The following is a 25,780-nucleotide window of genomic DNA, read 5'->3' as shown; positions in this document are numbered from 1 at the left end:
TTGCGTGTGTTTGTTATAAAAAGCCGGGATCGAGCCCGGCTATAGTTATTGTTTATCGCGTAAGGAAGTAATATTCAAATGAATTATGACCGGATGCTTTCCCAGCTCAGACTAAAGCGAGCCAGATATTTGCGCAGTCGGTCGGCGTCGTTAGGATTGGCTTTTTTGAGCCGTGAAACGGCAAACAGCTCACGTCCGGCTTCAGACAACGATGCGCTGCGGCGACATACCTCCAGCACCGTTTCAAGTTGCCGCTGGTCAAAGAGGTCAATCTCCATGTCAGTTGCAGGCTGCGTCACGTCAGTTTGCCAGTCGGTCTGAAGACGTGAGATCTCCTCCAGCACCAGATCCTGAGTAATACGCCCTCGTTCCGCCAGCGTCGCCATGCGTGCGACGCTGGCGCTCAGTTCGCGAAAGTTGCCCCGCCACAGCGCTCTGCTGGAACAGGCAAAGGCCAGATAGCCTTCGCGTGCCTCTTTATCGAAGCGGATTTGCGTCTGGCTTTCGCGAGAGAAACGTTGAAGTTCGTAGTCGACATTCGGCGTAATGTCCTCTTTCCGTTGGGCAAGGCCGGGCAAGGCAAAGCTCCACATATTAATACGGGCATAGAGATCTTCACGAAAACGTCCTTCTGCCACCCACTGGCGCATATCACGGTGGGTACCGGCGATAAGTTGAAAATCGCTGTGAACTTCTTTATCGGAGCCAAACGGGAAAAAATTTTTTTCTTCAATGGCTTTGAGCAGCATCGCCTGTTCATCCAGGCCTAGTTCAGCAATCTCGTCGAGGAAAAGGACGCCGCCATCGGCTTCACGCAGCAGGCCGCTGCGCGCCGACAGTGCGCCGGTAAAGGCCCCTTTCACATGGCCGAACAGCGTGGACATGGCGTTATCACCGCGCAGGGTCGCGCAGTTGACGGAAACCAGCTTGCCGGAAACCTGATGGCGTGACTGCTTAAGCTGATAAATGCGGTTCGCGAGGAACGACTTGCCCGCGCCGGTGGGGCCGGTCAGCAGGATCGGGGCTGTTGAACGTAGCGCCACGCGTTCAATCTTGTCGATCAGACTGTTAAAGGTGGCGTTTCGCGTCTCAATGCCCGCTTTCAGAAATGAGATTGACTGTTGCTGCTCGCGCTGAAAACGGTTGGTAAGGGTCGTGTAGCGGCTTAAATCCAGGTCGATAATTGAGTAAGTTCCGGCTGCAGTCTCCTCAGCAGAGGCTTCTTTTCTGGCAGGGCCAGTCTGCAAAAGGCTGGCGGGAAGATAGCGGGCTTCCGTCAGCAGGAACCAGCAGATCTGCGCCACATGCGTGCCGGTGGTGATGTGGATGAAATACTCTTCGCGATCGGTATCAAAAGTGTACTGGGTGGCGAAATCGAGAAACGCGGCATAAACCTCTTCGAAATCCCACGGGTCTTCAATGGTTACCGTGCTGGGACGCACCTCGGTGTGGGGGGAAACCAGCACAATATCTTCCGCCAGTTGCTGAGCCATGCCGAGATCTCGCGGTTGATGTAGCAGCTCCAGCCTGTCGATCGGGAAATCCGGCTGTTGGCACAGCCCGACGGTCGGTCGCCATTTGCGAAAGCGATTAGCCCGCTTTCCCCGTTTATCCATCACGGTGCCAAGCACCCCGATCACCACCTTCCGCTTCTTCATATTTATCCAGAAAGATAATTGTCGATATAGCAGGATAAGAAATGTTGAGCCGAACGGCAATGCATGAAAAGCGTGATAAATAAAAAGCATTAATTATCAATAAAATAAAAAAATAAAACGGCGATTTTTGTTTTTGGCACGCTTCTGGCAATACAGATAACGTCACGACATTGAGCACACTTGGGGTTAAGGCCCCGTCGGCGCACCAGGAACGGCAAGGCTGTTTTCCGGGGGCGTTCCGTCAACCAATGACAGACAGAAGGGTTCGATTCCCGATTCATTCTCCCAATGAAAACTGGTTGTAAACATCAAAGTAAAAACGGGGATTGCGCAGTCAGCAATCCCAATGAAGGTCGCCGGTAATGGCGCCGGATCGCAGGCGAAAAGGCATTCCCCTGTGATTTCGTGCCTGCACCCGCGCCTGACTTTAAGGAATATAAAATGGCTAAAAAAATCACGATAAAAAAAGGTCAGTTAGGACTGGTAGCAAAAGCTGGCGATTATTACCGGGTACTGGAGGCGGGTGAACACCGTCTGGGTTGGTTCAATACTGACGACGTGCTGGTGGTGAGCCAGGATGGCAGCGAGGTGCCGGATGCGCTGGCGGATTATCTGCGCCGCTTTCAGCCTGACTGGGTGGTACGTTACTGCCTGGCGGTCGACCTTACTGCGGATGAAATCGGGGTGTTATCGAACAACGGCGTATTGCAGGAAATTGTGCCGCCTTCGACTCGTCGTCTGTACTGGCAGCAGGATGCGGCGTTGACCCTGCAAAGAATTGATACCCGCGACGTGCGGGTACCGGTGGACGTGATGAATGCTGCTCTGCAACCGCGTCGCAATGGCGCGCTAAAGGGGCGCGACGCGATGCTGGTCGTACAGGTACCTGCCTGGCACGTCGGGGTGGTGAAAATCGACGGAGAAATTCAGGCACTGTTACCGCCGGGACTGACGGCCTACTGGAAAATTAACCATCTGGTTGAGGCAGAGGTCGTGGATACGCGCCTTCAGGTGGTGGAAGTGAGCGGGCAGGAGATCCTGACGAAGGACAAAGTTAACCTGCGCCTGAACCTGGCGGCTAACTGGCGCTACAGCGACGTGCTGCAGGCCTGCGGACAGCTTACGAAACCGCTGGAACATTTGTACCGCGAACTCCAGTTCGCACTGCGTGAGGCGGTCGGCACCCGCACGCTCGATGAGTTACTGGAAGATAAGCAGATCATTGATGAGGTGGTCAGCAAACAGGTGCAAGGCCGCCTGTCATCCTTTGGAATGGAAATTGCGTCGCTTGGGGTAAAAGATATTGTTTTACCTGGTGATATGAAAACGATTTTATCCCGTCTGGTAGAGGCCGAAAAATCGGCCCAGGCGAATGTTATTCGCCGACGTGAAGAAACGGCGGCGACACGATCGCTGTTAAACACCGCAAAGGTGATGGAGAACAACCCGGTGGCGCTGCGTTTAAAAGAGCTGGAAACCCTGGAAAGGGTCGCGGAGCGTATCGACAAAATTTCAGTATTTGGTGGCCTGGACCAGGTATTACACGGCCTTGTTAACCTGAAAGGATAACGCAATGCAACAGAATGATTTTGAATTACTGACGGCGTCAAACGGCGCCCCGATCAAAATGTGGACTCACGGCGTTCCCGTGGAGCCAGAGGCACAGGCGCAGTTACTGAATACTGCAAAGATGCCGTTTATTTTCAAACACCTTGCGGTGATGCCCGACGTTCATCTCGGTAAAGGCTCAACCATCGGCAGCGTGATTCCGACCAAAGGGGCAATTATTCCTGCGGCGGTTGGCGTGGATATTGGCTGCGGGATGATTGCCGTTCGCACGTCGCTGGTGGCCGGTGATTTGCCGGATAATCTCAGCGGTTTACGAAGCGCCATTGAACAGGCAGTACCGCATGGGAGAACCAATACCCGTTCTCGACGGGATAAAGGCGCGTGGGAAACGCCACCGAAAGATGTGGACGATCGCTGGTGGGTGCTGGCCCCACGTTTTAAACAACTCACGGATAAATACCCGCAGTTGCTGAAAACCAACAACTACCAGCATCTGGGCACGCTGGGTACCGGAAACCACTTTATTGAAATTTGCCTCGATGAGCAGCAGCGCGTCTGGGTGATATTGCACAGCGGCTCGCGCGGCGTAGGAAACGCCATCGGTAATGTGTTTATCGCCCTGGCACAGCAGGATATGCAGCATCACCTGGGACATCTGCCGGATAAAAATCTGGCCTATTTTCAGGAGGGGAGTCGTCACTATGAGGACTACATCGAGGCGGTGGAGTGGGCGCAGGATTTTGCCCGCCACAATCGGGAAGTGATGATGTCGCGCGTGCTGGCGGCGCTCTCTCGCGAAGTGACAAAGCCCTTTATTACGCAGCAGGAGGCGGTTAACTGCCATCATAACTATGTGCAGAAAGAGCATCACTTTGGGGAAGAGGTACTGATCACGCGCAAAGGTGCGGTGTCGGCGCAGAAAGGGCAGATGGGGATTATTCCGGGCTCAATGGGCGCAAAGAGCTTCATCGTGCGTGGCCTCGGCAACGAGCAAAGCTTCTGTTCCTGCAGCCACGGCGCCGGGCGAGTGATGAGCCGAACGGCGGCAAAAAAACGCTATACCCTTAGCGACCATATTCAGGCGACCTCTCACGTAGAGTGTCGCAAAGACAATGAGGTGATCGATGAAACGCCGATGGCCTATAAAGACATTGATGCCGTGATGGCCGCGCAATCGTCGCTGGTGGAGATCGTTCACACCCTGCGTCAGGTAGTGTGTGTAAAAGGATAAAAAAATGAGCAACAACGATGTTGATAGCGCGATGCGCGCACGTGTCTGCGCGCAACTTCGCGCTATAGAGCAGCGCTATAACGTGCGCGTGCTCTACGCCTGTGAATCGGGCAGCCGGGGATGGGGATTTGCCTCACCGGATAGCGATTATGATGTGCGGTTTTTGTACGTTCACCGCCCAGAATGGTATCTGCGCGTCGAAGCCCAGCGGGATGTGATCGAGCTGCCGATAGATGATGAACTGGACGTTTGTGGCTGGGAATGGCGCAAGGCACTGGGCCTGCTGAAGGGGGCAAACCCGACGCTTATCGAGTGGCTGGATTCCCCCGTTGTTTATCAGGAGGATGAGACGGTAGTGGCCGAGTTGCGCGCGCTAATACCTGCGTGGTTTTCGCCATTGCGCGCCCGCTGGCATTACTACTCGATGGCCCGAAAAAACTTCCGTGGATATTTACAGGGGGAAACGGTTCGGCTGAAAAAGTACTTTTATGTTCTGCGACCTTTGCTGGCGGCGCGGTGGGTAGAAGCGGGGAAAGGCGTTCCACCGATGCGTTTTGCCGAACTGCTTGCCGGGAGCGAACTGTGTGCGCCGTTACGTGCGGAAATCGATGCATTGCTGGAAATAAAACAGCGCGCAGGTGAAGCGGAATATGGTCCTAAACGGCCCTTACTCCACGCTTTTTTGCAAAGTGAGCTGGTGAGAGGAGAAGTGCCGCCGGTACTACCCGACAGCAGAGAAGGAAATTTAAAAGATCTGGATTCGCTGCTGATGAGAACAGTAATGAAAAGCTAAAGAATGGCCCGGTAGTGAAAACGCCCGGGCCATTCTTGCGCTTATTCAAACAAATTCTGATGAAGTTTCTGCACCACCTGCTCGGCCTGATCGGCTGGCACCAGGAAGCAGAGGTTATAGCTGGACGCACCGTAGCAAATCATGCGGATGTTGAACGGGTCGAGCACGCCAAACACCTCTTTGCCCACGCCGCAGGCGCGCGACAGCTTGTTGCCGATGATGGCAACCAGCGCCAGGTCTTCTTCGACTTCCACGCGGCACAGCTCGGACAGCTCAATCAGCAGCGACTGCGTCAGCAGGGTATCGCCGGTTGAGGTAGAGCCGGTGGTGTCCAGCGTCAGCGCAATGCTCACTTCAGAGGTGGTGATCAGATCCACGGAGATATTGTGGCGTGCCAGAATGCCAAACACTTCCGCCAGGAAACCGCGGGAGTGCAGCATATTGTGGCTGTGGAGCGTCACCAGCGTCTGGCGACGGCGCAGGGCCAGGGCGCGGAACAGCGGCGGGTTTTCCGTTTTCTTGCAGACCAGCGTGCCGCCCGCTTTTGGATCTTTACTGGAGCCGACGAAGACCGGAATATCGCTGCGTACGGCAGGCAGCAGCGTGGCCGGGTGCAGCACTTTCGCGCCGAAGGTAGCCATTTCCGCCGCTTCTTCAAACGCGATCACATCAATACGTTTCGCCGCGGAAACAACGCGCGGGTCGGTGGTGTAAATGCCCGGAACGTCAGTCCAGATATCGACGCGCGTAGCATGCAGGGCCTCGCCCAGCAGCGCGGCGGTATAGTCGCTGCCGCCACGGCCAAGCGTGGTGGTGCGGCCCTTTGCTTCGCTGCCGATAAAGCCCTGAGTGATCACGATGCCGTCTGCCAGGCGCGGGGCCAGCTGCTGATTGGTCAGCTCCGCCAGCGCTTCAACGTCCGGCTCGGCGCGGCCAAAGCGGTCGCTGGTACGCATGATTTTGCGTACGTCAAACCACTGCGCCTGAACGTTACGCTCGCGCATGATTTCAACAAACAGCAGGGTGGACATCAGCTCACCGTGGCTGACCAGCTCATCGGTCAGGGCGGTGGAGGTGGCCAGCGAGGCGGCTTCTGCCAGCGTGGTGATGTTTTCCAGCAGGCGTTCCACTTCCTCGCGGATGACGTTCGGGTTCTGCAGACGCTCAAGGATGTCGAACTGAATTTTGCGCAGTGCATCCAGCTTTACGAAACGTTCTGTCGCTTCCAGTCCTTCAGACAGAGAAACCAGCAGGTTCGTCACGCCGGCGGATGCAGACAGCACCACCAGGCGGGTATTCGGATCGGCCAGCACCACATCGGCGCTGCGGTTCATGGCATCGTAATCGGCCACACTGGTGCCGCCAAACTTGGCGACCACAAAACTCGTCATAACAACCTCGTGTCAGGGAATGAATAAGCGACCATGGCACAAGAATGAAACGAAAACAGGTGCAGGCGCAAAATACGGCCCTATAAATAAAATGTGGGGGAGGTCCTGTCAATGCTGGGATTATGCGGATTTTTTATGGGGGGGTACCCCTGAGAAACAGGACTTATAACAGGGCCAGATTTTATGCTTCGTTTTAGGGCATTTTGACCAACATTTCTCCGCTCCAGGAGGGCGCTTCAGCAGCTATACTTTTCGGGTCTTTTCACCTGTGTTTGATGCAGGCCAGGGCAATGGCATAAAAACCATCACAATTTTTATTTGCAGGCGCTACAATCGACCGCAGTCACAATTCTCAAATCAGAAGAGTATTGCTAATGAAAAACATCAACCCAACGCAGACCGCTGCCTGGCAGGCACTCCAGAAACATTTTGATGAAATGAAAGACGTCACCATCGCGGACCTGTTCGCGAAAGATGCCGATCGTTTCAGCAAGTTCTCCGCGACCTTCGACGACCTGATGCTGGTGGATTTCTCTAAAAACCGCATTACCGAAGAGACGCTGGCAAAACTGCAGGATCTGGCGAAAGAGACCGAACTGGCGGACGCCATCAAATCCATGTTCTCCGGTGAGAAGATCAACCGCACCGAAGACCGTGCCGTGCTGCACGTAGCCCTGCGTAACCGTAGCAATACCCCAATCATCGTTGACGGCAAAGACGTCATGCCGGAAGTGAACGCGGTGCTGGAAAAGATGAAAACCTTCTCCGAAGCGATCATCTCCGGAAGCTGGAAAGGCTACACCGGCAAACCGATCACCGACGTGGTTAACATCGGTATCGGCGGTTCTGACCTCGGTCCGTTCATGGTGACCGAAGCGCTGCGTCCTTACAAAAACCACCTGAATATGCACTTTGTGTCTAACGTCGATGGTACCCACATCGCCGAAGTGCTGAAGAACGTGAACCCGGAAACCACCCTGTTTCTGGTTGCGTCGAAAACCTTCACCACTCAGGAAACCATGACCAACGCCCACAGCGCGCGCGACTGGTTCCTGAAAACCGCGGGCGACAACAAGCACGTGGCGAAACACTTCGCTGCGCTGTCCACCAACGGTAAAGCCGTCAGCGAGTTCGGTATCGACACCGCGAACATGTTCGAATTCTGGGACTGGGTCGGTGGCCGCTACTCTCTGTGGTCTGCAATCGGTCTGTCTATCATCCTGTCCGTGGGCTTCGACAACTTCGTTGAGCTGCTCTCCGGCGCGCACGCGATGGACAAACACTTCTCCACCACCGCACCAGAGAAAAACCTGCCGGTGCTGCTGGCGCTGATCGGTATCTGGTACAACAACTTCTTTGGCGCTGAAACCGAAGCGATCCTGCCGTATGACCAGTACATGCACCGCTTTGCTGCTTACTTCCAGCAGGGCAACATGGAATCCAACGGTAAATACGTGGACCGTAACGGCAACGCGGTGGATTACCAGACTGGCCCAATCATCTGGGGCGAGCCGGGCACTAACGGTCAGCACGCGTTCTATCAGCTGATTCACCAGGGCACCAAAATGGTACCGTGCGATTTCATCGCCCCGGCTATCACCCATAACCCGCTGTCCGACCACCATCCGAAGCTGCTGTCCAACTTCTTCGCCCAGACCGAAGCGCTGGCGTTCGGTAAATCCCGCGAGGTGGTTGAGCAGGAATACCGCGACCAGGGTAAAGATCCGGCAACGCTGGAGCACGTGGTGCCGTTCAAAGTGTTCGAAGGCAACCGTCCAACCAACTCCATCCTGCTGCGCGAAATCACGCCGTTCAGCCTTGGCGCGCTGATTGCCCTGTACGAGCACAAAATCTTCACGCAGGGCGCGATCCTGAACATCTTCACCTTTGACCAGTGGGGCGTTGAGCTGGGTAAACAGCTGGCAAACCGTATTCTGCCAGAGCTGGGTGACGATAACGCGATTACCAGCCATGACAGCTCGACCAATGGGTTGATCAACCGCTATAAAGCATGGCGTGCGTAATTAAAACGCCATGAAAACGTGCCGGCTTAATGCCGGCATTTTTTTATCAGATAATTCCTGATGTCTGTTAGTTAACGCAAATTCTGGTTCTGAGTTTAATCTGAAAAAGACGTTTAACCCGTTAATTGCTGCGGTTTATTTTAAGAAAATACGCAGATGAAAGTTAATAAATAGATATTATAAGTTGTTGTTTTATAGTTATTTAATATTTTTTCTCTTTGTCTTTCATTTCGATTTTATCCATTAGTCTGAAAACCCACCCTCTATTTCCCCTTACGGCAAACCCTCGGCATGAGTTGTGTATACTCGATTCCGCCTGAAATTCTTTTCGGGCAAATCTCCATTCATTCATTGAAGGGAAATTGTTATGAAGAAAGTACTGTATGGCATTTTTGCCATATCTGCGCTTGCGGCGACATCTGTCTATGCAGCTCCGGTTCAGGTCGGGGAAGCGGCAGGGTCGGCTGCGACGTCTGCGTCTGCGGGAAGTTCTACCGCAGCCAGCGCCAGCACCGTAAGTTCAGCCGTGGGTGTCGCGCTGGCGGCAACCGGTGGCGGTGATGGCTCCAACACCGGAACCACGACCACCACGACAACCAGCACCCAGTAATAGCGGGTGTTTTAATCATAACCACACTTCGGTGTGGTTATTTCGCCCCTTCGGAGAAGAGTCGTGAAGCGACCAGCAATCATTCTGATTTGCCTGCTGCTGCAGGCATGCTCGGCCACCACTAAAGGGCTGGGAAACTCACTGTGGGAAAGCCTGTTCGGCACACCGGGCGTGCATCTGACCGATGACGAGCTTCAGAACATGCCTTATGCCAGTCAGTACATGCAGCTTAACGATGGCCCGCAACTGTTTGTGGTGCTCGCTTTCGATGAAAACGGGCAGCAGAAATGGGTGACGCAGGATCAGGCCACCATCGTGACGCAGCATGGTCGTATCGTGAAAACCCTCTTGGGCGGCGATAACCTGCTGGAGGTGAATAATCTCGCTGACGATCCGCTGATCAAGCCGAACCAGATCGCCGACGGCGCGGGCTGGACGCGCACGATGGGCTGGACCGAACACAAACAGGTGCGTTACGCCACGGCACGCTCGACCTTCCGCTGGGACGGCACCGACAGCGTGAAGGTCGGCAGCGACGAAACGCAGGTTCGCGTGCTGGATGAAGAGGTCACCACCGACCAGGCCACCTGGCACAACCGCTTCTGGATCGACGAGGAAGGGCAGATCCGCCAGTCCTTACAGTATCTCGGTGCCGGATTCTTCCCGGTCAAAACCACCCTGATCAAGGCGGCGAAATCATGAAAACGCTCATCCACGCTGCGCTTATCGCCAGTTTTGCCGCGCCGCTGGCATGGTCCGCGGGAACGGTAAAGGTCTACACGCCGGACAGTGAAAAACCTAAAACCTTAACCCACGCCGAACGTCTGCTCGATCTCGTCGGACAGCCAAGGCTTGCCAACAGCTGGTGGCCAGGCGCGGTCATCGCTGAACGGCAGAAGACCGTGGAAGCGGAACAGCAGCACAAGGCGCTTCTTGCCAGGCTAACGGGACTCGCGGAACAGGAAGACGGCGACGACGCGGCGGCCATTAACAGCGTCCGTCAGCAGCTGCAGGCGCTGAAGGTGACGGGCCGACAGAACGTCAATCTTGACCCGGATGACGTGCGCGTCACGGAAAACGGCAACCCGACCCTGGAAGGGGACTATACGCTCTGGCTTCCGGCGAAGCCGACGACGGTGACCGTGATGGGGCTGATCGGCAGCCCGGGTAACAAGCCCTTTACTCCCGGCCGCGACGTGGCGAGCTACCTCGACGAGCAGAGTCTGCTGAGCGGTGCGGATAACAGCTACGCCTGGGTGGTTTACCCTGACGGCCACACGCAAAAAGCCCCCGTTGCTTACTGGAATAAACGCCATATCGAACCCATGCCGGGCAGCATTATTTTTGTCGGTTTTGCCGACCATTTCTGGACGAAGGCGTATGACGGGCTTAACGCCGATATCCTTCACTCCCTGATTCAGCGGATACCGGAATAATGAAAAGAACCTATCTCTACAGCATGCTGGCGCTCTGCGTGAGTGCCGCCTGCCATGCAGAAACGTATCCGGCACCCATTGGCCCGTCTCAGTCAGACTTCGGCGGCGTCGGTTTACTGCAAACGCCCACCGCGCGTATGGCGCGCGAAGGGGAAATTAGCCTTAACTACCGTGATAACGACCAGTATCGTTACTACTCGGCGTCGGTGCAGCTGTTCCCGTGGCTTGAAACCACGCTGCGCTATACCGACGTCCGGACGAAACAATACAGCAGCGTCGAGGCGTTCTCAGGCGATCAGACCTATAAAGATAAAGCCTTCGACGTCAAGCTGCGCCTGTGGGAAGAGAGCTACTGGATGCCGCAGGTCTCCGTGGGCGCCAAAGATATTGGCGGTACCGGCCTGTTTGATGCGGAATACATCGTGGCCAGCAAGGCCTGGGGGCCGTTCGACTTCTCGCTCGGTCTGGGATGGGGCTATCTCGGCACCAGCGGCAACGTGAAAAACCCGTTTTGCTCCTACAGCGATAAATACTGCTACCGCGATAACAGCTATCAGAAAGCGGGCTCCATCAACGGCGACCAGATGTTCCACGGCCCGGCCTCGCTGTTTGGCGGCGTGGAGTATCAGACGCCCTGGCAGCCATTGCGCCTGAAGCTGGAGTACGAGGGGAATGACTACTCACAGGACTTCGCCGGGAAGATTGAGCAGAAGAGCAAGTTTAACGTCGGCGCCATTTATCGCGTCACCGATTGGGCCGACGTTAACCTCAGCTACGAGCGCGGCAATACGGTGATGTTTGGCTTTACGCTGCGCACCAACTTCAACGACATGCGGCCGCACTACAACGACAACGCGCGGCCTGCATACCAGCCGGAGCCGCAGGATGCGATTCTGCAGCACTCCGTGGTGGCAAACCAGCTGACGCTGCTGAAATACAATGCCGGTCTGGCGGATCCAAAAATTCAGGTGAAAGGCGATACGCTTTACGTCACCGGCGAGCAGGTGAAATACCGCGACTCGCGGGAAGGGATCGAGCGCGCCAACCGGATCATCATGAACGATCTCCCGGACGGGATCCGTACGATCCGCGTGACGGAGAACCGTCTCAACCTGCCGCAGGTGACGACGGAAACGGACGTTGCCAGCCTGAAGCGCCATCTGGAAGGCGAACCGCTTGGGCATGAAACCGAGCTGGTGCAAAAACGCGTTGAGCCGATCGTGCCGGAGACCACCGAGCAGGGCTGGTATATCGACAAGTCGCGCTTCGATTTCCATATCGATCCGGTGTTGAACCAGTCCGTCGGCGGGCCGGAAAACTTCTACATGTATCAGCTGGGCGTCATGGCGACGGCGGATCTGTGGCTGACCGACCACCTGCTGACCACCGGCAGCCTGTTTGGCAACATCGCCAACAACTACGACAAGTTCAACTACACCAACCCGCCAAAAGACTCGACGCTGCCGCGCGTGCGTACCCGCGTGCGTGAGTACGTACAGAACGATGCTTACGTGAACAACCTGCAGGCCAACTACTTCCAGTACTTCGGTAACGGCTTCTACGGTCAGGTGTACGGCGGGTATCTGGAAACCATGTACGGCGGCGCGGGGGCAGAAGTGCTTTATCGTCCTGTCGACAGCAACTGGGCGTTTGGGATTGATGCCAACTACGTTAAACAGCGTGACTGGCGCAGCGCGCAGGACATGATGAAGTTCACCGACTACAGCGTTAAAACCGGTCACCTGACCGCGTACTGGACGCCGTCGTTCGCGCCTGACGTGCTGGTGAAAGCCAGCGTCGGCCAGTACCTGGCGGGCGATAAGGGCGGCACGCTGGATATCTCTAAACACTTCGACAGCGGCGTCGTGGTGGGTGGCTACGCCACCATTACCAACGTCTCGCCGGACGAATATGGGGAAGGGGACTTCACCAAAGGAGTTTACGTGTCGATTCCGCTGGATCTGTTCTCATCCGGTCCAACCCGTAGCCGCGCGGCCATCGGCTGGACGCCGCTGACGCGTGACGGCGGTCAACAGCTTGGACGTAAGTTCCAACTGTACGACATGACCAGCGATAAGAACATTAACTTCCGCTGATGCTTCACGCCGGGCGGCACTGCGTTTGCCCGGCCTACGGTTTTTGTAGGCCCGGTAAGCGCAGCGCCACCGGGCGAATGCGCCAAACATAAACAAAAAATATAGATCCCCGTCACATTTTTGCGTTATACAGAAACCTCGCCCTGGAGAATGAGGTGCTGTATGACATCCCTGACTCGCCCGCGCGTTGAGTTTATCTCAACTGTCCTCCAGACCGTGCTGAACCTCGGTCTGCTGAGCCTTGGCCTGATCCTGGTCGTCTTTTTGGGTAAGGAGACGGTGCATCTGGCGGATGTGCTGTTCGCCCCTGAACAAACCAGCAAATATGCGCTGGTGGAAGGCCTGGTGGTCTACTTTCTCTACTTTGAATTTATCGCCCTGATTGTGAAGTATTTTCAGTCCGGCTTTCACTTCCCGCTGCGTTATTTTGTCTACATTGGGATCACCGCGATTGTGCGGCTGATCATCGTCGATCATAAATCCCCGCTCGATGTGCTGATCTACTCGGCGGCGATCCTGCTGCTGGTGATCACCCTCTGGCTGTGTAACTCGAAGCGGCTGAAACGCGAATAAAAAAATGGCGGCCCGGAGGCCGCCTAACAACAGTCACAAGTTGGGTCAATACAATACGTCTAAAGTTGAGGGTTGCAGTGGCATAACAAAATGAAACTTAACCTTTCACACCGCCCGCCGTCAGGCCGTTCACCAGCCAGCGCTGCGCCAGCAGGAACACCACGGTAATCGGGATGGCAGAGAGTACGGCCGCCGCGGCAAAGTCGCCCCACAGGTAGTTTTGCGGGTTGAGGTATTGCTGCATCCCTACGGCCAGGGTGTAGCTGTTCACATCACGCAGTAACAGTGAGGCAACCGGTACTTCGGTGATCGCAGCGATAAACGACAGGATAAACACTACCGCCAGAATCGGCACCGACAGCGGCAGCAGCACCAGGCGGAACGCCTGCCATGGGGTCGCGCCATCCAGCGCAGCCGCTTCTTCCAGCGAACCGTCGATGGTTTCGAAATAGCCTTTAATGGTCCACACATGCAGTGCGATACCGCCAAGGTAGGCGAAGATCACGCCGCCGTGGGTGTTCAGACCGATAAACGGAATGTACTGGCCCAGGCGGTCAAACAGGGCATATAACGCCACCAGCGACAGCACCGCCGGGAACATCTGGAAAATCAGCATCCCTTTCAGCAGCGTCGCTTTGCCCGGGAAACGCATGCGGGCAAAGGCGTAAGCGCAGGTGGTGGACAGCGCCACGATACCAATGGCGGTAATACCTGCGATTTTCACCGAGTTCCACAGCCACAGCAGCACCGGGAACGGCGGCGGCGTGACGCGGCCATCCGCGTGTTCCACGCTGAAGCCCAGCGCGAGCTTCCAGTGCTCCCAGGAGATTTCGTCCGGGATCAGGCTCCCGGTGGCGAAGTTACCCGAACGCAGGGAGATGGCGATAACCATCAGCAGCGGGAACATGATCGCCGCGATAAAAATCAGCAGGCCCAGGTGCGTCGCCAGGAGGCGCAGTTTCTGAGATTTGGGTTGTACCATAGCCATGTTCAGTGCCCTCCTTAGTCAAATTTCATACGCGTGGCTTTCAGGTTCACAATCGCCAGGGCGCCCACCAGCAGGAAGATCAGGGTGGCAATCGCTGCCGCCAGACCGAAGTCCTGACCGCCGCCGCCTTCGAAGGCGATACGGTAGGTGTAGCTCACGAGCAGGTCGGTATAGCCTGCCGGCGTGGTGGTGCCAAGACGGTCCGGGCCGCCGTTGGTCAACAGCTGAATCAGCACGAAGTTGTTAAAGTTAAAGGCGAAGCTGGCAATCATCAGCGGGGTGAGCGGCTTGATGAGCAGCGGCAGCGTAATCTTAAAGAAGTTCTGGAACGGACCCGCGCCGTCCATCGCCGAAGCTTCGTACAAGTCATCCGGGATGGCCTTCAGCAGCCCCATGCACAGGATCATCATGTACGGATAGCCCAGCCAGGTGTTCACGATGATGATCATCGAGCGGGCGGTGGTCGGGTCGCTGAACCAGGCCGGTTTGATGCCGAACAGCGCGCTCAGCATCATGTTGATTTCACCGAAGCTCTGGTTAAACAGCCCTTTGAAAATCAGAATCGAGATAAACGACGGTACGGCATACGGCAGAATCAGCAGCACGCGGTAAATCGCTTTGCCCTTCAGGGATTCCCACTGGACCAGACAGGCCAGCACCATACCCACGGCCACGGTCAGGATCACGGTCAGTACGGAGAAGACCACCGTCCAGACGAAGATGGCGAAGAACGGTTTCTGAATGCCTTCGTCGGTAAATACGCGGGTAAAGTTGTCCCAGCCGATGGTGACGGTGTAGCCCGGGCTGAGTTTGTCATCACCCCATTTGCCGTCGGCAGTAATGGATTGATAGAAACCAATGTCGTTATTCGGACGGTACTTCACGCCGCTCTGGTTGTTGGTCAGCGTGCCGTCATCCGCCAGGGTATAGAGCGGTTGGGTGCCGGAGAACTGGCGCAGCGAGCTCATGATCACTTTGCTGTCGTCTGGCAGCACGGCGGTGAGCTGGGTCAGCGCCTGACGGTTTTGGGTAATGACGCGCAGGTTGGCACGTTCACCTTCCGGCAGAGCCTGGGCCTCTTTTAAGGTCAGCTTCTGCTCGCCGCCAAATTTGAAGGCGTCAGAGACATAGTATTTCCCGCTTGCTTCGTCAGTAAGCGCTAACTTCCATTCGTTGCCTGCGGGATACAGGCCGAAGTTAAAGGTCTTGCCTGCCTGGTATGAGCGGTCCAGCAGGACCTGCTGCGCGCGTTCCTGCGCAAGCTGGTTGGTGCTGCTGTAGTTGGTAAACGCAATGGCGACGGTACAAATCAACGGGAACAGGACAAACAGCCCCATCCCGGCCACGCCCGGGTAGACATAGCGCCAGGCATAGGCTTTACGGTTGGCGAAAATATACAGGCCAGCAGAGCTTAAAATCAGCGTCATGATGGCGAACAGATATTCCCCTTGTACGTACATTAAAACAACAAGGTAACCCACCAGCAGGCACAGCAGACCGATCGCTGACCACTTCAGCGCGTCGCTTTGCCACCAGCGTTTCTTTTTAATGACATCCATGGGGTTCTTCCTCTACAACGGTGGAATCTTATCGTCAGGTGGCGCTGCGCTTACCTGACCTACGGATCGTGCCGTAGTCGTAGGGCGGGTAAGCGCACGCGCTACCCGCCGTTTTTCAGACTTACTTAGTAATACGACCCTGAGCATCTTTCAGTGCGGCATCGACAGTCTGACGACCGCTTGCAGCGTTGATAACCGCGGTACGGGTGGCGTACCAGAATGCGGCCATCTGTGGGATGTTCGGCATGATTTCGCCTTTCTGGGCGTTATCCATGGTGGCCGCGATACGTGGGTCTTTCGCCAGCTGATCCTGGAAGGATTTCAGCGCAACGGCACCCAGCGGTTTGTCCTTGTTCACCTCATCCAGACCCTGATCGGTCAGCAGGTAGTTTTCCAGGAACTCTTTCGCCAGCTCTTTGTTCGGGCTGGCGGCGTTGATGCCTGCGCTCAGCACGCCAACGAACGGTTTAGACGGCTTGCCTTTGAAGGTTGGCAGCAGCGTCACGCCGTAATTGACTTTGCTCTTGTCGATGTTGGTCCAGGCCCACGGACCGTTGATGGTCATCGCGGTTTCGCCTTTGTTGAACGCCGCTTCCGCGATGGAGTAATCGGTATCCGCGTTCATGTGTTTGTTCTTGATCAGGTCGACCAGGAAGGTCAGGCCCGCTTTCGCGCCCGCGCTGTCGACGCCCACGTCTTTCACGTCGTATTTGCCGTTTTCAAACTTGAACGCGTAACCGCCGTCGGCAGCAATCAGCGGCCAGGTGAAGTACGGCTCTTGCAGGTTGAACATCAGGGCAGATTTACCTTTCGCCTTCAGCTCTTTATCCAGTTTCGGGATCTCTTCCCAGGTTTTCGGTGGGTTAGGGACCAGGTCTTTGTTGTAAATCAGAGACAGGGCTTCAACCGCGACAGGGTAAGCGATCAGCTTGCCGTTATAGCGAACGGCGTCCCAGGTGAACGGGAACAGTTTGTCCTGGAAAGCTTTGTCCGGGGTGACTTCAGCCAGCAGGCCAGACTGTGCGTAACCGCCAAAACGGTCATGCGCCCAGAAGATGATGTCCGGGCCGTCGCCGGTTGCCGCAACCTGCGGGAATTTCTCTTCCAGTTTGTCCGGGTGCTCTACGGTCACTTTGATGCCGGTGTCTTTCTCGAATTTTTTGCCCACTTCGGCCAGGCCGTTATAGCCCTTGTCGCCGTTAATCCAGATAACCAGCTTGCCTTCTTCAATTTTGGCGAGCGCCGGTGCGGAAATCATCATTGCTGCAAGGGCGGACAATGCGAAAACGCGTGCGCCAGTCTTGATATTCATATCTGCCATCCTTTTTGGTGATGTCTCGTGGTATGACTTCAGTGGTTCAACGTGACTCAGTCTCCTTATTTGACATCCTCTTTCCATCCTCCCAACCCCTACGCCCCACCCCCCGTTTGTGTGATCTCCGTTGCATAAATTTAAGTTATGAGTGCTGGCGCACATAAAAACGCACTGAATTTTGCAGGCGGCTTCACGAATTTTGCCTCAGCCCGCCTACGCCGGTCGCAGAGCCTGCTCTCTCATCCTCCCGCCTCCTCCCCCATAAAAAAGCCGGGGGGTGGAGGATTCGTGAAAGTAATGGATCCCCCATAGTCACCTTATCTTGAATGTTTCTGTCGGTGACAGGTTGTAACGAAGGGAGAAGGGCATGGCGAGCGTACAGCTGCGTAATGTAACGAAAGCCTGGGGTGACGTTGTGGTGTCGAAAGACATCAATCTGGACATCCACGAAGGTGAATTCGTGGTATTTGTCGGCCCATCAGGCTGCGGTAAATCAACCCTGCTGCGTATGATTGCCGGTCTTGAAACCATCACCAGCGGCGACCTGCTGATCGGTGATACCCGAATGAATGACATCCCGCCTGCCGAACGTGGCGTAGGCATGGTGTTCCAGTCTTATGCACTCTATCCCCATCTTTCCGTCGCCGAGAACATGTCCTTTGGTTTGAAGCTGGCCGGCGCGAAGAAAGAGGTGATTAACCAGCGCGTGACGCAGGTGGCGGAAGTATTACAGCTGGCGCACCTGCTGGAGCGTAAACCGAAAGCGCTTTCCGGCGGTCAGCGTCAGCGTGTGGCGATTGGCCGTACCCTGGTCGCCGAGCCGCGCGTCTTCCTGCTCGACGAACCGCTTTCCAACCTGGATGCCGCCCTGCGCGTCCAGATGCGTATCGAAATCTCCCGTCTGCACAAGCGTCTTGGCCGCACGATGATTTACGTCACCCACGATCAGGTCGAAGCGATGACCCTCGCCGACAAAATCGTGGTGCTGGATGCCGGTCGCGTGGCGCAGGTGGGCAAACCGCTGGAGCTGTATCACTACCCGGCAGACCGCTTTGTTGCGGGCTTCATTGGCTCGCCAAAGATGAACTTCCTGCCCGTCAAAGTGACCGCGACAGCCATTGAACAGGTACAGGTGGAGCTGCCAAACCGCCAGCAGGTCTGGCTGCCGGTCGACAGCGCCAACGTACAGGTGGGGGCAAACATGTCCCTCGGTATTCGTCCTGAGCATTTACTGCCGAGCCACATTGCCGATGTGACGCTGGAAGGTGAGGTTCAGGTCGTCGAACAGCTTGGTCACGAAACACAGATTCATATCCAGATCCCCGCCATCCGTCAGAACCTGGTCTACCGCCAGAACGACGTGGTGTTGGTAGAAGAGGGTGCCACATTCGCTATCGGCTTGCCGCCAGAGCGCTGCCATCTGTTCCGTGAGGATGGCACTGCATGTCGTCGGTTGCACAAAGAGCCAGGCGTTTAAGCAATCCCAAAAGAAGACACGAAACCGACAGGTGAAGTGTTCAAAGAAAAGCAATGATCTCAGGAGATAGAATGATGATTACTCTGCGCAAACTTCCTCTGGCAGTTGCCGTCGCAGCGGGCGTAATGTCTGCTCAGGCACTGGCCGTGGATTTCCATGGTTATGCTCGTTCCGGTATCGGCTGGACGGGTAGTGGCGGCGAACAGCAGTGCTTCCAGGCAACCGGTGCCCAAAGTAAATACCGTCTGGGTAACGAATGTGAAACCTATGCGGAACTGAAGCTGGGCCAGGAAGTGTGGAAAGAAGGCGACAAGAGCTTCTACTTCGACACCAACGTAGCGTACTCCGTGGCGCAACAGAACGACTGGGAAGCTACCGACCCGGCGTTCCGTGAAGCCAACGTGCAGGGTAAAAACCTGATTGAGTGGCTGCCAGGTTCCACCATCTGGGCCGGTAAGCGCTTCTATCAGCGTCATGACGTTCACATGATCGACTTCTACTACTGGGATATTTCAGGTCCTGGTGCCGGTATCGAAAACGTCGATCTGGGCTTCGGTAAACTGTCTCTGGCAGCGACCCGTTCTCAGGAAGCAGGTGGCTCATACATCTTCACCAGCAACGATATCTATCATGACTTCAAAGACACCGCTAACGACGTCTTCGATGTGCGTTTAGCGCAGATGGAAATCAACCCGGGCGGCACGCTGGAGTTGGGTGTTGACTATGGCCGAGCTAACAAAACTGACGGTTACAGCTTCGCTGACGGCGCATCTAAAGATGGCTGGATGTTCACCGCTGAACATACCCAGAGCATGCTGAAAGGCTACAACAAGTTTGTTGTCCAGTACGCTACCGATGCAATGACCACTCAGGGCAAAGGTATTCCGCAGGGTTCCTTCACCGGCAACAACTATGACAAAGACGCTGAAATTGGTGTTGTAAATAACAAGATTAACAACAACGGTTCCCTGGTTCGTATTCTCGACCACGGTGCGATCTCTCTGGGTGACAGCTGGGATCTGATGTACGTCGGTATGTATCAGGATATCGATCGTGACGACAACAACGGTACGACCTGGTACACCGTGGGTGTGCGCCCAATGTATAAATGGACGCCAATCATGAGTACCTTGCTTGAAGTTGGCTACGACAACGTTAAGTCGCAGAAAACTGACGATACCAACAACCAGTACAAAATTACCCTTGCACAGCAATGGCAGGCCGGTAACAGCATCTGGTCCCGTCCAGCGATCCGTGTCTTCGCAACTTACGCGAAGTGGGATGAGAAATGGGGTTATGACAACGGCATTGCAAAAAGCGATACCAAAGCCACAACCTACAGCCGTGGTGACAACGATGAGTGGTCCTTCGGCGCCCAGATGGAAATCTGGTGGTAATCCCGTCTTAATCTGACGTAATGACCAAACTGAGGGGCGCAAGCCCCTCAATCCTTGGGACGGCGCGCTATTGCCTGGCTACCGCTGACCTGTGCATTTTGAGGTGATAACAATGAAAATGAACAAAACTCTCCTTGCCCTTTGTTTATCCGCAGGGTTGCTGGCGAGCGCGCCTGCTGTAACGCTCGCTAATGTGAATTTCGTTCCGCAAAACACAACATCCGCGCCGGCCATTCCGGCAGCTGCGTTGCAACAGCTGGTCTGGACGCCTGTCGATCAATCTAAAGCCCAAACGACCCAGCTCTCGACGGGTGGGCAACCGCTTAATGTTCCGGGTATTAGTGGTCCAGTGGTCGCGTACAGCGTGCCCGCTAACATTGGCGAACTGACGTTAACGCTCTCCAGTGAAGTCAATAAACAGACCAGCGTCTTTGCGCCGAACGTGCTGATTCTTGACCAGAACATGACGCCTTCTGCGTTCTTCCCGAGCGAATATTTTACCTATCAGGAACCGGGTGTCATGAGCGCCGATCGCCTGGAAGGGGTAATGCGCCTGACGCCTGCGCTGGGTCAGCAGAAAATTTATGTACTCGTCTTCACCACGGAAAAAGATTTGCAGCAAACCACCACGCTGCTTGATCCCGCTAAGGCCTATGCCAAAGGCGTAGGTAACGCCGCACCGGATATCCCGGATCCGATCGCCCGCCACACCACTGACGGCCTTGTGAAGCTGAAAGTGTCGACCAGCAGTGCGTCCAGCGTCCTGGTCGGCCCGCTGTTTGGCTCCTCCGGTACCGGCCCTGTCACCGTAGGTAATACCGCTGCGCCTGCCTATACCGCACCCGCTGCCACGGCAGCCGCACCGGTAGCGACCGCAGCGCCGGCCCCGGCGAAGAAAGCGGAGCCGGTACTGAACGACACCGAAGAATACTTCAACAATGCCATCAAGCAGGCAGTGAAGCGCGGCGATGTCGATAAAGCGCTGAAGCTGCTTGATGAAGCCGAACGTTTAGGTTCAACCACTGCCCGTTCCACCTTTATCAGCAGTGTAAAAGGCAAGGGGTAACCGTTTCCCCACAATGCTGATTTGTTAGTCGTTTGGTGCGCCTGAGTGGGCGCACTTTTTTTCGTCTCCGCCGGGCTGTTGCACTCTTGTTGCGATCGTGATCGTTAAATAACGTTTGGCCCCCCTCAATCCGCGTTTCTGCGATACAATGCCTGTACGTTATGTATCGGAGAGTCTGGCATGTCACACCCTGCGCTAACGCAACTGCGTGCGCTGCGCTATTTCGACCAAATACCTGCGCTTGATCCGCAGCAGCTGGACTGGCTGTTGCTGGAAGATTCCATGACAATACGTTTTGAGCAGCAGGGAAAAACGGTCACGGTGACCCTGATTCAGGAAGGGTTTGTCTCCGGCGATGAGATCGCCAACGAGCTGCCGCTGCTGCCGCACGAGCCACGTTACTGGCTGCGTGAAATTTTACTCTGCGCTGACGGCGAGCCGTGGCTTGCCGGACGGACGGTGGTGCCCGAGTCCACCCTTTCCGGGCCCGAGCTGGCGCTGCAGCGTCTGGGGAAAACGCCGCTGGGGCGTTACCTCTTCACCTCGTCAGAACTTACCCGGGATTTTATTGAAATTGGTCGTGATGCCGAACTGTGGGGGCGTCGTTCCCGCCTTCGCCTGAGCGGTAAACCGTTAATTCTGACGGAGCTTTTTTTACCGGCATCACCGTTGTACTAAGAGGAAGAAAAAATGGAGTGGAGCCTGACGCAGAATAAGCTGTTGGCGTATCACCGCTTAATGCGTACCGATAAACCGATTGGCGCGTTACTGCTGCTGTGGCCGACCTTATGGGCGTTGTGGGTCGCCACGCCGGGCGTGCCGCCGCTGTGGATCCTGGGCGTGTTTGTTGCTGGCGTCTGGCTGATGCGCGCAGCGGGCTGCGTGGTCAATGATTATGCCGATCGTAAATTCGACGGCCATGTAAAGCGGACTGCCGGTCGTCCGTTACCCAGCGGGCAGGTGACCGGGAAAGAAGCTCGCGTGCTGTTTGCTGTTCTGGTGCTGCTCTCTTTCCTGCTGGTGTTAACCCTGAACACCATGACCATACTGCTTTCCGTTGCGGCGCTGGCACTGGCCTGGGTTTATCCGTTTATGAAGCGCTATACCCACCTGCCTCAGGTGGTGCTGGGCGCAGCGTTTGGCTGGTCGATTCCAATGGCGTTTGCGGCAGTTAGTGAGTCCTTACCGCTCAGCTGCTGGCTGATGTTCCTGGCGAACATACTTTGGGCCGTGGCTTACGACACGCAATACGCGATGGTTGACCGCGACGATGACCTGAAAATTGGCATCAAATCCACCGCCATCCTCTTTGGCCGTCAGGACAAGCTGATTATCGGGATTCTGCAGGTCGCCGTGCTGGCGCTGATGGTGGCGATTGGCCGCCTGAACGGGCTGAACTGGGCGTTTTACTGGTCCGTGCTGGTGGCGGGGCTGCTGTTTGCCTACCAGCAAAAGCTGATTGCGAAGCGCGAACGCGACGCCTGCTTCAAGGCGTTTATGAACAATAACTACGTCGGTCTGGTGCTGTTTTTAGGGCTGGCGATGAGCTACTTCTTATAAAAAAAAGCCGGGTGGCGGCTTCGCCTTACCCGGCCTACGTTTTAGCAGGATATGTAGGCCCGGTAAGCGTCAGCGCCACCGGGCGTTTTTTTACCGGCGACGCAGCAGCCGCAGCGCGTTCGCCGTCACCAGCACCGTCGCGCCGGTATCCGCCAGCACCGCCAGCCACAGTCCGGTCATGCCGAGCAGGGTGGTCACCAGGAAAATCCCCTTCAGCCCCAGCGCGATGCCGATGTTCTGGCGTATGTTGGCACGCGTCGCCCGCGCAAGATCGATCATCTGCGCCAGTCCGGTCAGGCGGTTGTGGGTCAGCGCCGCGTCCGCCGTCTCTAGCGCCACGTCGGTGCCGCTGCCCATCGCAATGCCGATGGTGGACGCCTTCATCGCCGGGGCATCGTTAATCCCGTCTCCGACCATCGCCAGCGGGGCGTGCGCGTTCAGCTCCGTTACCGCGCTGACCTTATCCGCCGGCAGTAATCCGGCCTTAAACGCCAGCCCCAGCTCACCGGCAATCGTTGCCGCCGCGCGCGGGTTATCGCCGGTGAGAATTACGCCCTGCACGCCCAGCTGATGCAGCGCCGCCACGGCCTCTTTTGCGTCATCGCGCAGGGTGTCGCGCAGCGCCAGCATCCCTTTTGCGACGCCGTCCTGCATAACGGTCACGACAGTTTGTCCGGTCTGTTCTAACGCCTCCACCTCTGGAGTAGAAGACTTGCCCGCCGCGACAATCAGAACTTTTTTACCGTCAACGGTGGCCTCAATCCCTGTCCCGACCAGCGCCCGCTGAGCGGTTGCCGGTGGGATATTCAGCTCGCGCGACTGCGCTTCTCGCACAATCGCCAGCGCCAGCGGGTGAGTGGAACCCTGCTCAACGGCGGCGGCCAGGATCAGCAGTTCGTCTTCACTGATTTCCTGCGGATACACACCGGTCACCTGCGGCTTGCCGATGGTTAACGTACCGGTTTTATCGAAGGCGATATGCTGCACCTGACTCAGCTGCTCCAGCGCCGCGCCGCCCTTAATCAGCGCCCCGCGACGTGCCGCAGCCGCCAGCCCGGAGGTAATGGCCGCCGGGGTGGAAATCACCAGCGCGCACGGGCAGCCGATCAGCAATAGCGTCAGCCCTTTATAAATCCAGCCCTCCCACGGCGCGCCAAAGAACAGCGGTGGGACGACGGTGACCAGCAGGGCAACCAGCATAATGGCGGGCGTGTAGATGCGGCTGAAGCGGTCGATAAAGCGTTCGACCGGCGCGCGGCGCTCTTCGGCCTCTTCAATCAGCTTCAGGATGCGGTCGATGGCGCTGTCACCCGGCTCGGAAAGCACGGTGAGCTGCACCAGACGGTCGACGCTGGTGGCGCCAGCAGGCACTTTTTCACCTGCGGCACGTTCAACCGGAATGGACTCACCGGTCAGGGCACTTTCATCAAAGCTCGCGGTGGCGGTAAGCAGCGCGCCGTCGGCAGGCAGGCGTCCGCCTGCCGCGACTTCTATCACGTCGCCCGGACGCAGGGTCGTGATGGCGACCGTTTCACGCGTGCCGTTTACTACGCGCGTGGCGGTTTCCGGCTTAAGCGCCATCAGCGCGCTGACCCCTTTACGCGCCCGGCTCGCCGCCCAGCCCTCAAGACGTTCACCGATTAAGAACAGCAGCAATACCATCGCCGCTTCTGCCGTCGCGCCAATAAACAGCGCGCCGATGGCCGCCACGCTCATCAGCGTTTCAATGGCGAACCAGCTGCCGCTTTTCATCAGACGCAGCGCCTGGCGGGCAATCGGGAACAGCCCGACCAGCGTGGTGGCGATAAACGCCAGGTTGCCGAACGGATGGTTGATCTGTTCCAGCCCCCAGCTCAGGGCCATCATGATGATCAGGGTAATGAGCGGCAGGTTTTCTTTCAGTGAAGAGGTTTTTTCCGCGGGCGCGGCTTCACTACGCAGGCTGTAACCCGCCTTGCTTACCGCGTCTTCAACCTGTTTGCTGACGTCGTTATCGGCGCTAACCAGCAGCTTTTCGGTGGCGAACAGCACCTGAACGTGGCTGACGCCCGGCACCTGTTTCACCGCATTTTCCACTTTGCGGGCGCAGGCAGCGCAGTCCATGCCGTTAACGACCCAGCTGTAGCGGTTGCCGCTTTCAGGAAGCGTTTGAGTTTGCGTTTCGCACGCGCCTTCGCAGCAGCAGTCGTCTTTCGACGGAACGGGACTGAGCTTAAGCGCCGAGAATTGAGGGACTTTTTTGGGTGTTTCTGGAGTCGACATGGCAGTCTCCGGCAATGATAATTTTCTCATTAACCGCAGCATACACTCTGGAGTCGACTCCAGAGTCAAGCGTTATTTAGATATACAGCGAACGCACAATCAGGAAGTGCCCGGCAAAGTAGCAGGCGGCGGCAATCGCGTTATCCGCCCGGAAACGGCGGCGATAGTGGCTGCCCAGCCACACGATATTCCCAATCAGCAGCAGCGCGGCCCCGAAGAACGCGGACATCGCCGGAGCGGTCGGACGGAAGAACCACAGTTCACCTGCCAGCCATACCATCACCAGCGTCATGGCGATAAACGTGCAGATCGGCAACCGCATCTCTTCCAGACGCGACCAGATCACCGCGATCAGCAGGGCACCAATCACCAGCAGGACCAGCGGCAGCGGCCAGAAGAAAGAGAGCGTCATCTGGCTGGCGAAGTAAATGGTATACAGCAGATGCGACAGGAAAAATGCCCCTACGGCATACAGCAGGCGCTGGCGCGGCAGCAGGGTTAAGGCATCGCCAATCAGAGAGGCGCACAGCCCGGCGAGGACCAGATAGCTGACGGCATTAAACATCGGTGCTTGCCAGGCCAGCAGCAGGAGCAGCAACAGCGTGACGGGTTTAAACAGCCAGCGCTGCCAGGTGGGACCACGGTACGACGCATCTACATAAAGCCATGCGGAAAAACAGACAGCGATAAATGACCAAAGCATATTAACTCCCTGTATCTGTTAAGTCTGAATAATCAGTTTCTGATCCAGTGTAGTGACGCGGGCGGGCGTTTG

General features: G+C 56.3%; 21 protein-coding genes. 14 read left to right on the top strand and 7 right to left on the bottom strand.

Going from position 1 to position 25,780, the window contains the following annotated elements; genetic code table 11:
- Window positions 1–83 precede the first annotated feature (83 nt).
- Window positions 84–1,658 (bottom strand): RNA repair transcriptional activator RtcR, encoded by a 1,575-nt coding sequence (gene rtcR / locus FHC52_RS12140; protein WP_220420087.1) that lies wholly within the window; start codon window positions 1,656–1,658, stop codon window positions 84–86.
- Between the two features lie 441 nt (window positions 1,659–2,099).
- Here rtcR and FHC52_RS12135 point away from each other — a divergent pair, with 441 nt between their 5' ends.
- Genes FHC52_RS12135 through FHC52_RS12125 form a run of 3 tightly spaced genes read left to right on the top strand, consistent with a single transcriptional unit; the run spans window position 2,100 to window position 5,251 of the window.
- Window positions 2,100–3,227 (top strand): slipin family protein, encoded by a 1,128-nt coding sequence (locus FHC52_RS12135; protein WP_023293548.1) that lies wholly within the window; start codon window positions 2,100–2,102, stop codon window positions 3,225–3,227.
- Between the two features lie 4 nt (window positions 3,228–3,231).
- Window positions 3,232–4,458, top strand: a complete 1,227-nt coding sequence (locus tag FHC52_RS12130) for an RtcB family protein (RefSeq protein ID WP_220420086.1) — start codon at window positions 3,232–3,234, stop codon at window positions 4,456–4,458.
- A 4-nt stretch (window positions 4,459–4,462) separates the two neighbouring features.
- A complete protein-coding gene (locus FHC52_RS12125) occupies window positions 4,463–5,251 on the top strand; it encodes a nucleotidyltransferase domain-containing protein (RefSeq protein WP_058653794.1) in 789 nt (262 codons plus the stop codon).
- Between the two features lie 41 nt (window positions 5,252–5,292).
- On the opposite strand, the gene lysC is transcribed toward FHC52_RS12125, so the two are convergent.
- On the bottom strand, window positions 5,293–6,642 hold the full coding sequence (gene lysC, locus FHC52_RS12120) for a lysine-sensitive aspartokinase 3 (protein ID WP_008503421.1): 1,350 nt from the start codon (window positions 6,640–6,642) through the stop codon (window positions 5,293–5,295).
- Window positions 6,643–7,016: 374 nt separating this feature from the next.
- On the opposite strand from lysC, the gene pgi reads away from it, so the two are divergent.
- The 6 genes from pgi (at window position 7,017) to psiE (ending at window position 13,381) form a co-directional block, all read left to right on the top strand.
- A complete protein-coding gene (gene pgi, locus FHC52_RS12115) occupies window positions 7,017–8,666 on the top strand; it encodes a glucose-6-phosphate isomerase (RefSeq protein WP_039266992.1) in 1,650 nt (549 codons plus the stop codon).
- A 367-nt stretch (window positions 8,667–9,033) separates the two neighbouring features.
- Entirely contained in the window at window positions 9,034–9,276 is a 243-nt protein-coding gene (gene yjbE, locus FHC52_RS12110; RefSeq protein ID WP_008503423.1) for an exopolysaccharide production protein YjbE, read from the top strand.
- Between the two features lie 63 nt (window positions 9,277–9,339).
- On the top strand, window positions 9,340–9,978 hold the full coding sequence (locus tag FHC52_RS12105; protein WP_008503424.1) for a YjbF family lipoprotein: 639 nt from the start codon (window positions 9,340–9,342) through the stop codon (window positions 9,976–9,978).
- Complete coding sequence (locus FHC52_RS12100) at window positions 9,975–10,712, top strand: capsule biosynthesis GfcC D2 domain-containing protein (protein WP_072253628.1); 738 nt, start codon at window positions 9,975–9,977, stop codon at window positions 10,710–10,712. The genes FHC52_RS12105 and FHC52_RS12100 overlap by 4 nt, the downstream gene beginning before the upstream one ends.
- On the top strand, window positions 10,712–12,808 hold the full coding sequence (locus FHC52_RS12095; RefSeq protein ID WP_023345255.1) for a YjbH domain-containing protein: 2,097 nt from the start codon (window positions 10,712–10,714) through the stop codon (window positions 12,806–12,808). Before FHC52_RS12100 ends, FHC52_RS12095 begins: the two co-directional genes overlap by 1 nt.
- Before the next feature lie 162 nt (window positions 12,809–12,970).
- The gene (psiE, locus tag FHC52_RS12090) at window positions 12,971–13,381 is read left to right on the top strand and encodes a phosphate-starvation-inducible protein PsiE (protein ID WP_021242727.1); all 411 of its coding nucleotides are present in this window, start codon (window positions 12,971–12,973) and stop codon (window positions 13,379–13,381) included.
- Window positions 13,382–13,478: 97 nt separating this feature from the next.
- Here psiE and malG read toward each other — a convergent pair whose 3' ends face one another.
- The 3 genes from malG to malE all read right to left on the bottom strand — a co-directional run bounded on the left by malG (window position 13,479) and on the right by malE (window position 17,240).
- On the bottom strand, window positions 13,479–14,369 hold the full coding sequence (gene malG, locus FHC52_RS12085; RefSeq protein WP_008500077.1) for a maltose ABC transporter permease MalG: 891 nt from the start codon (window positions 14,367–14,369) through the stop codon (window positions 13,479–13,481).
- 14 nt (window positions 14,370–14,383) lie between these two features.
- Complete coding sequence (gene malF, locus FHC52_RS12080) at window positions 14,384–15,928, bottom strand: maltose ABC transporter permease MalF (RefSeq protein WP_023345256.1); 1,545 nt, start codon at window positions 15,926–15,928, stop codon at window positions 14,384–14,386.
- Window positions 15,929–16,049: 121 nt separating this feature from the next.
- Complete coding sequence (gene malE, locus FHC52_RS12075; protein ID WP_008500079.1) at window positions 16,050–17,240, bottom strand: maltose/maltodextrin ABC transporter substrate-binding protein MalE; 1,191 nt, start codon at window positions 17,238–17,240, stop codon at window positions 16,050–16,052.
- A 370-nt stretch (window positions 17,241–17,610) separates the two neighbouring features.
- Here malE and malK point away from each other — a divergent pair, with 370 nt between their 5' ends.
- The 5 genes from malK (at window position 17,611) to ubiA (ending at window position 22,743) form a co-directional block, all read left to right on the top strand.
- The gene (gene malK, locus FHC52_RS12070; RefSeq protein ID WP_008500080.1) at window positions 17,611–18,720 is read left to right on the top strand and encodes a maltose/maltodextrin ABC transporter ATP-binding protein MalK; all 1,110 of its coding nucleotides are present in this window, start codon (window positions 17,611–17,613) and stop codon (window positions 18,718–18,720) included.
- Window positions 18,721–18,791: 71 nt separating this feature from the next.
- Window positions 18,792–20,117 carry a maltoporin gene (locus FHC52_RS12065; RefSeq protein WP_008500081.1) on the top strand — a complete coding sequence of 442 codons (1,326 nt, stop codon included), beginning with the start codon at window positions 18,792–18,794 and terminating at the stop codon, window positions 20,115–20,117.
- 112 nt (window positions 20,118–20,229) lie between these two features.
- Window positions 20,230–21,183 (top strand): maltose operon protein MalM, encoded by a 954-nt coding sequence (malM, locus tag FHC52_RS12060; RefSeq protein WP_008500082.1) that lies wholly within the window; start codon window positions 20,230–20,232, stop codon window positions 21,181–21,183.
- Between the two features lie 180 nt (window positions 21,184–21,363).
- A complete protein-coding gene (ubiC, locus tag FHC52_RS12055; protein WP_220420085.1) occupies window positions 21,364–21,861 on the top strand; it encodes a chorismate lyase in 498 nt (165 codons plus the stop codon).
- A gap of 12 nt (window positions 21,862–21,873) precedes the next feature.
- Window positions 21,874–22,743, top strand: coding sequence for a 4-hydroxybenzoate octaprenyltransferase (gene ubiA, locus FHC52_RS12050; protein ID WP_023293539.1), 870 nt, complete (start codon window positions 21,874–21,876; stop codon window positions 22,741–22,743).
- A 90-nt stretch (window positions 22,744–22,833) separates the two neighbouring features.
- On the opposite strand, the gene zntA is transcribed toward ubiA, so the two are convergent.
- Window positions 22,834–25,005: a Zn(II)/Cd(II)/Pb(II) translocating P-type ATPase ZntA gene (gene zntA, locus FHC52_RS12045; RefSeq protein ID WP_126288996.1), complete on the bottom strand. Its 2,172-nt coding sequence runs from the start codon at window positions 25,003–25,005 to the stop codon at window positions 22,834–22,836.
- A gap of 76 nt (window positions 25,006–25,081) precedes the next feature.
- The gene (locus tag FHC52_RS12040) at window positions 25,082–25,708 is read right to left on the bottom strand and encodes a lysoplasmalogenase (RefSeq protein ID WP_008500086.1); all 627 of its coding nucleotides are present in this window, start codon (window positions 25,706–25,708) and stop codon (window positions 25,082–25,084) included.
- Window positions 25,709–25,780: the final 72 nt, after the last annotated feature.

The sequence above is a fragment of the Enterobacter sp. EC_64 genome, assembly GCF_019584165.1.
Lineage (GTDB): Bacteria > Pseudomonadota > Gammaproteobacteria > Enterobacterales > Enterobacteriaceae > Enterobacter > Enterobacter roggenkampii.
This window is presented reverse-complemented; position numbering and strand designations above follow the sequence as displayed.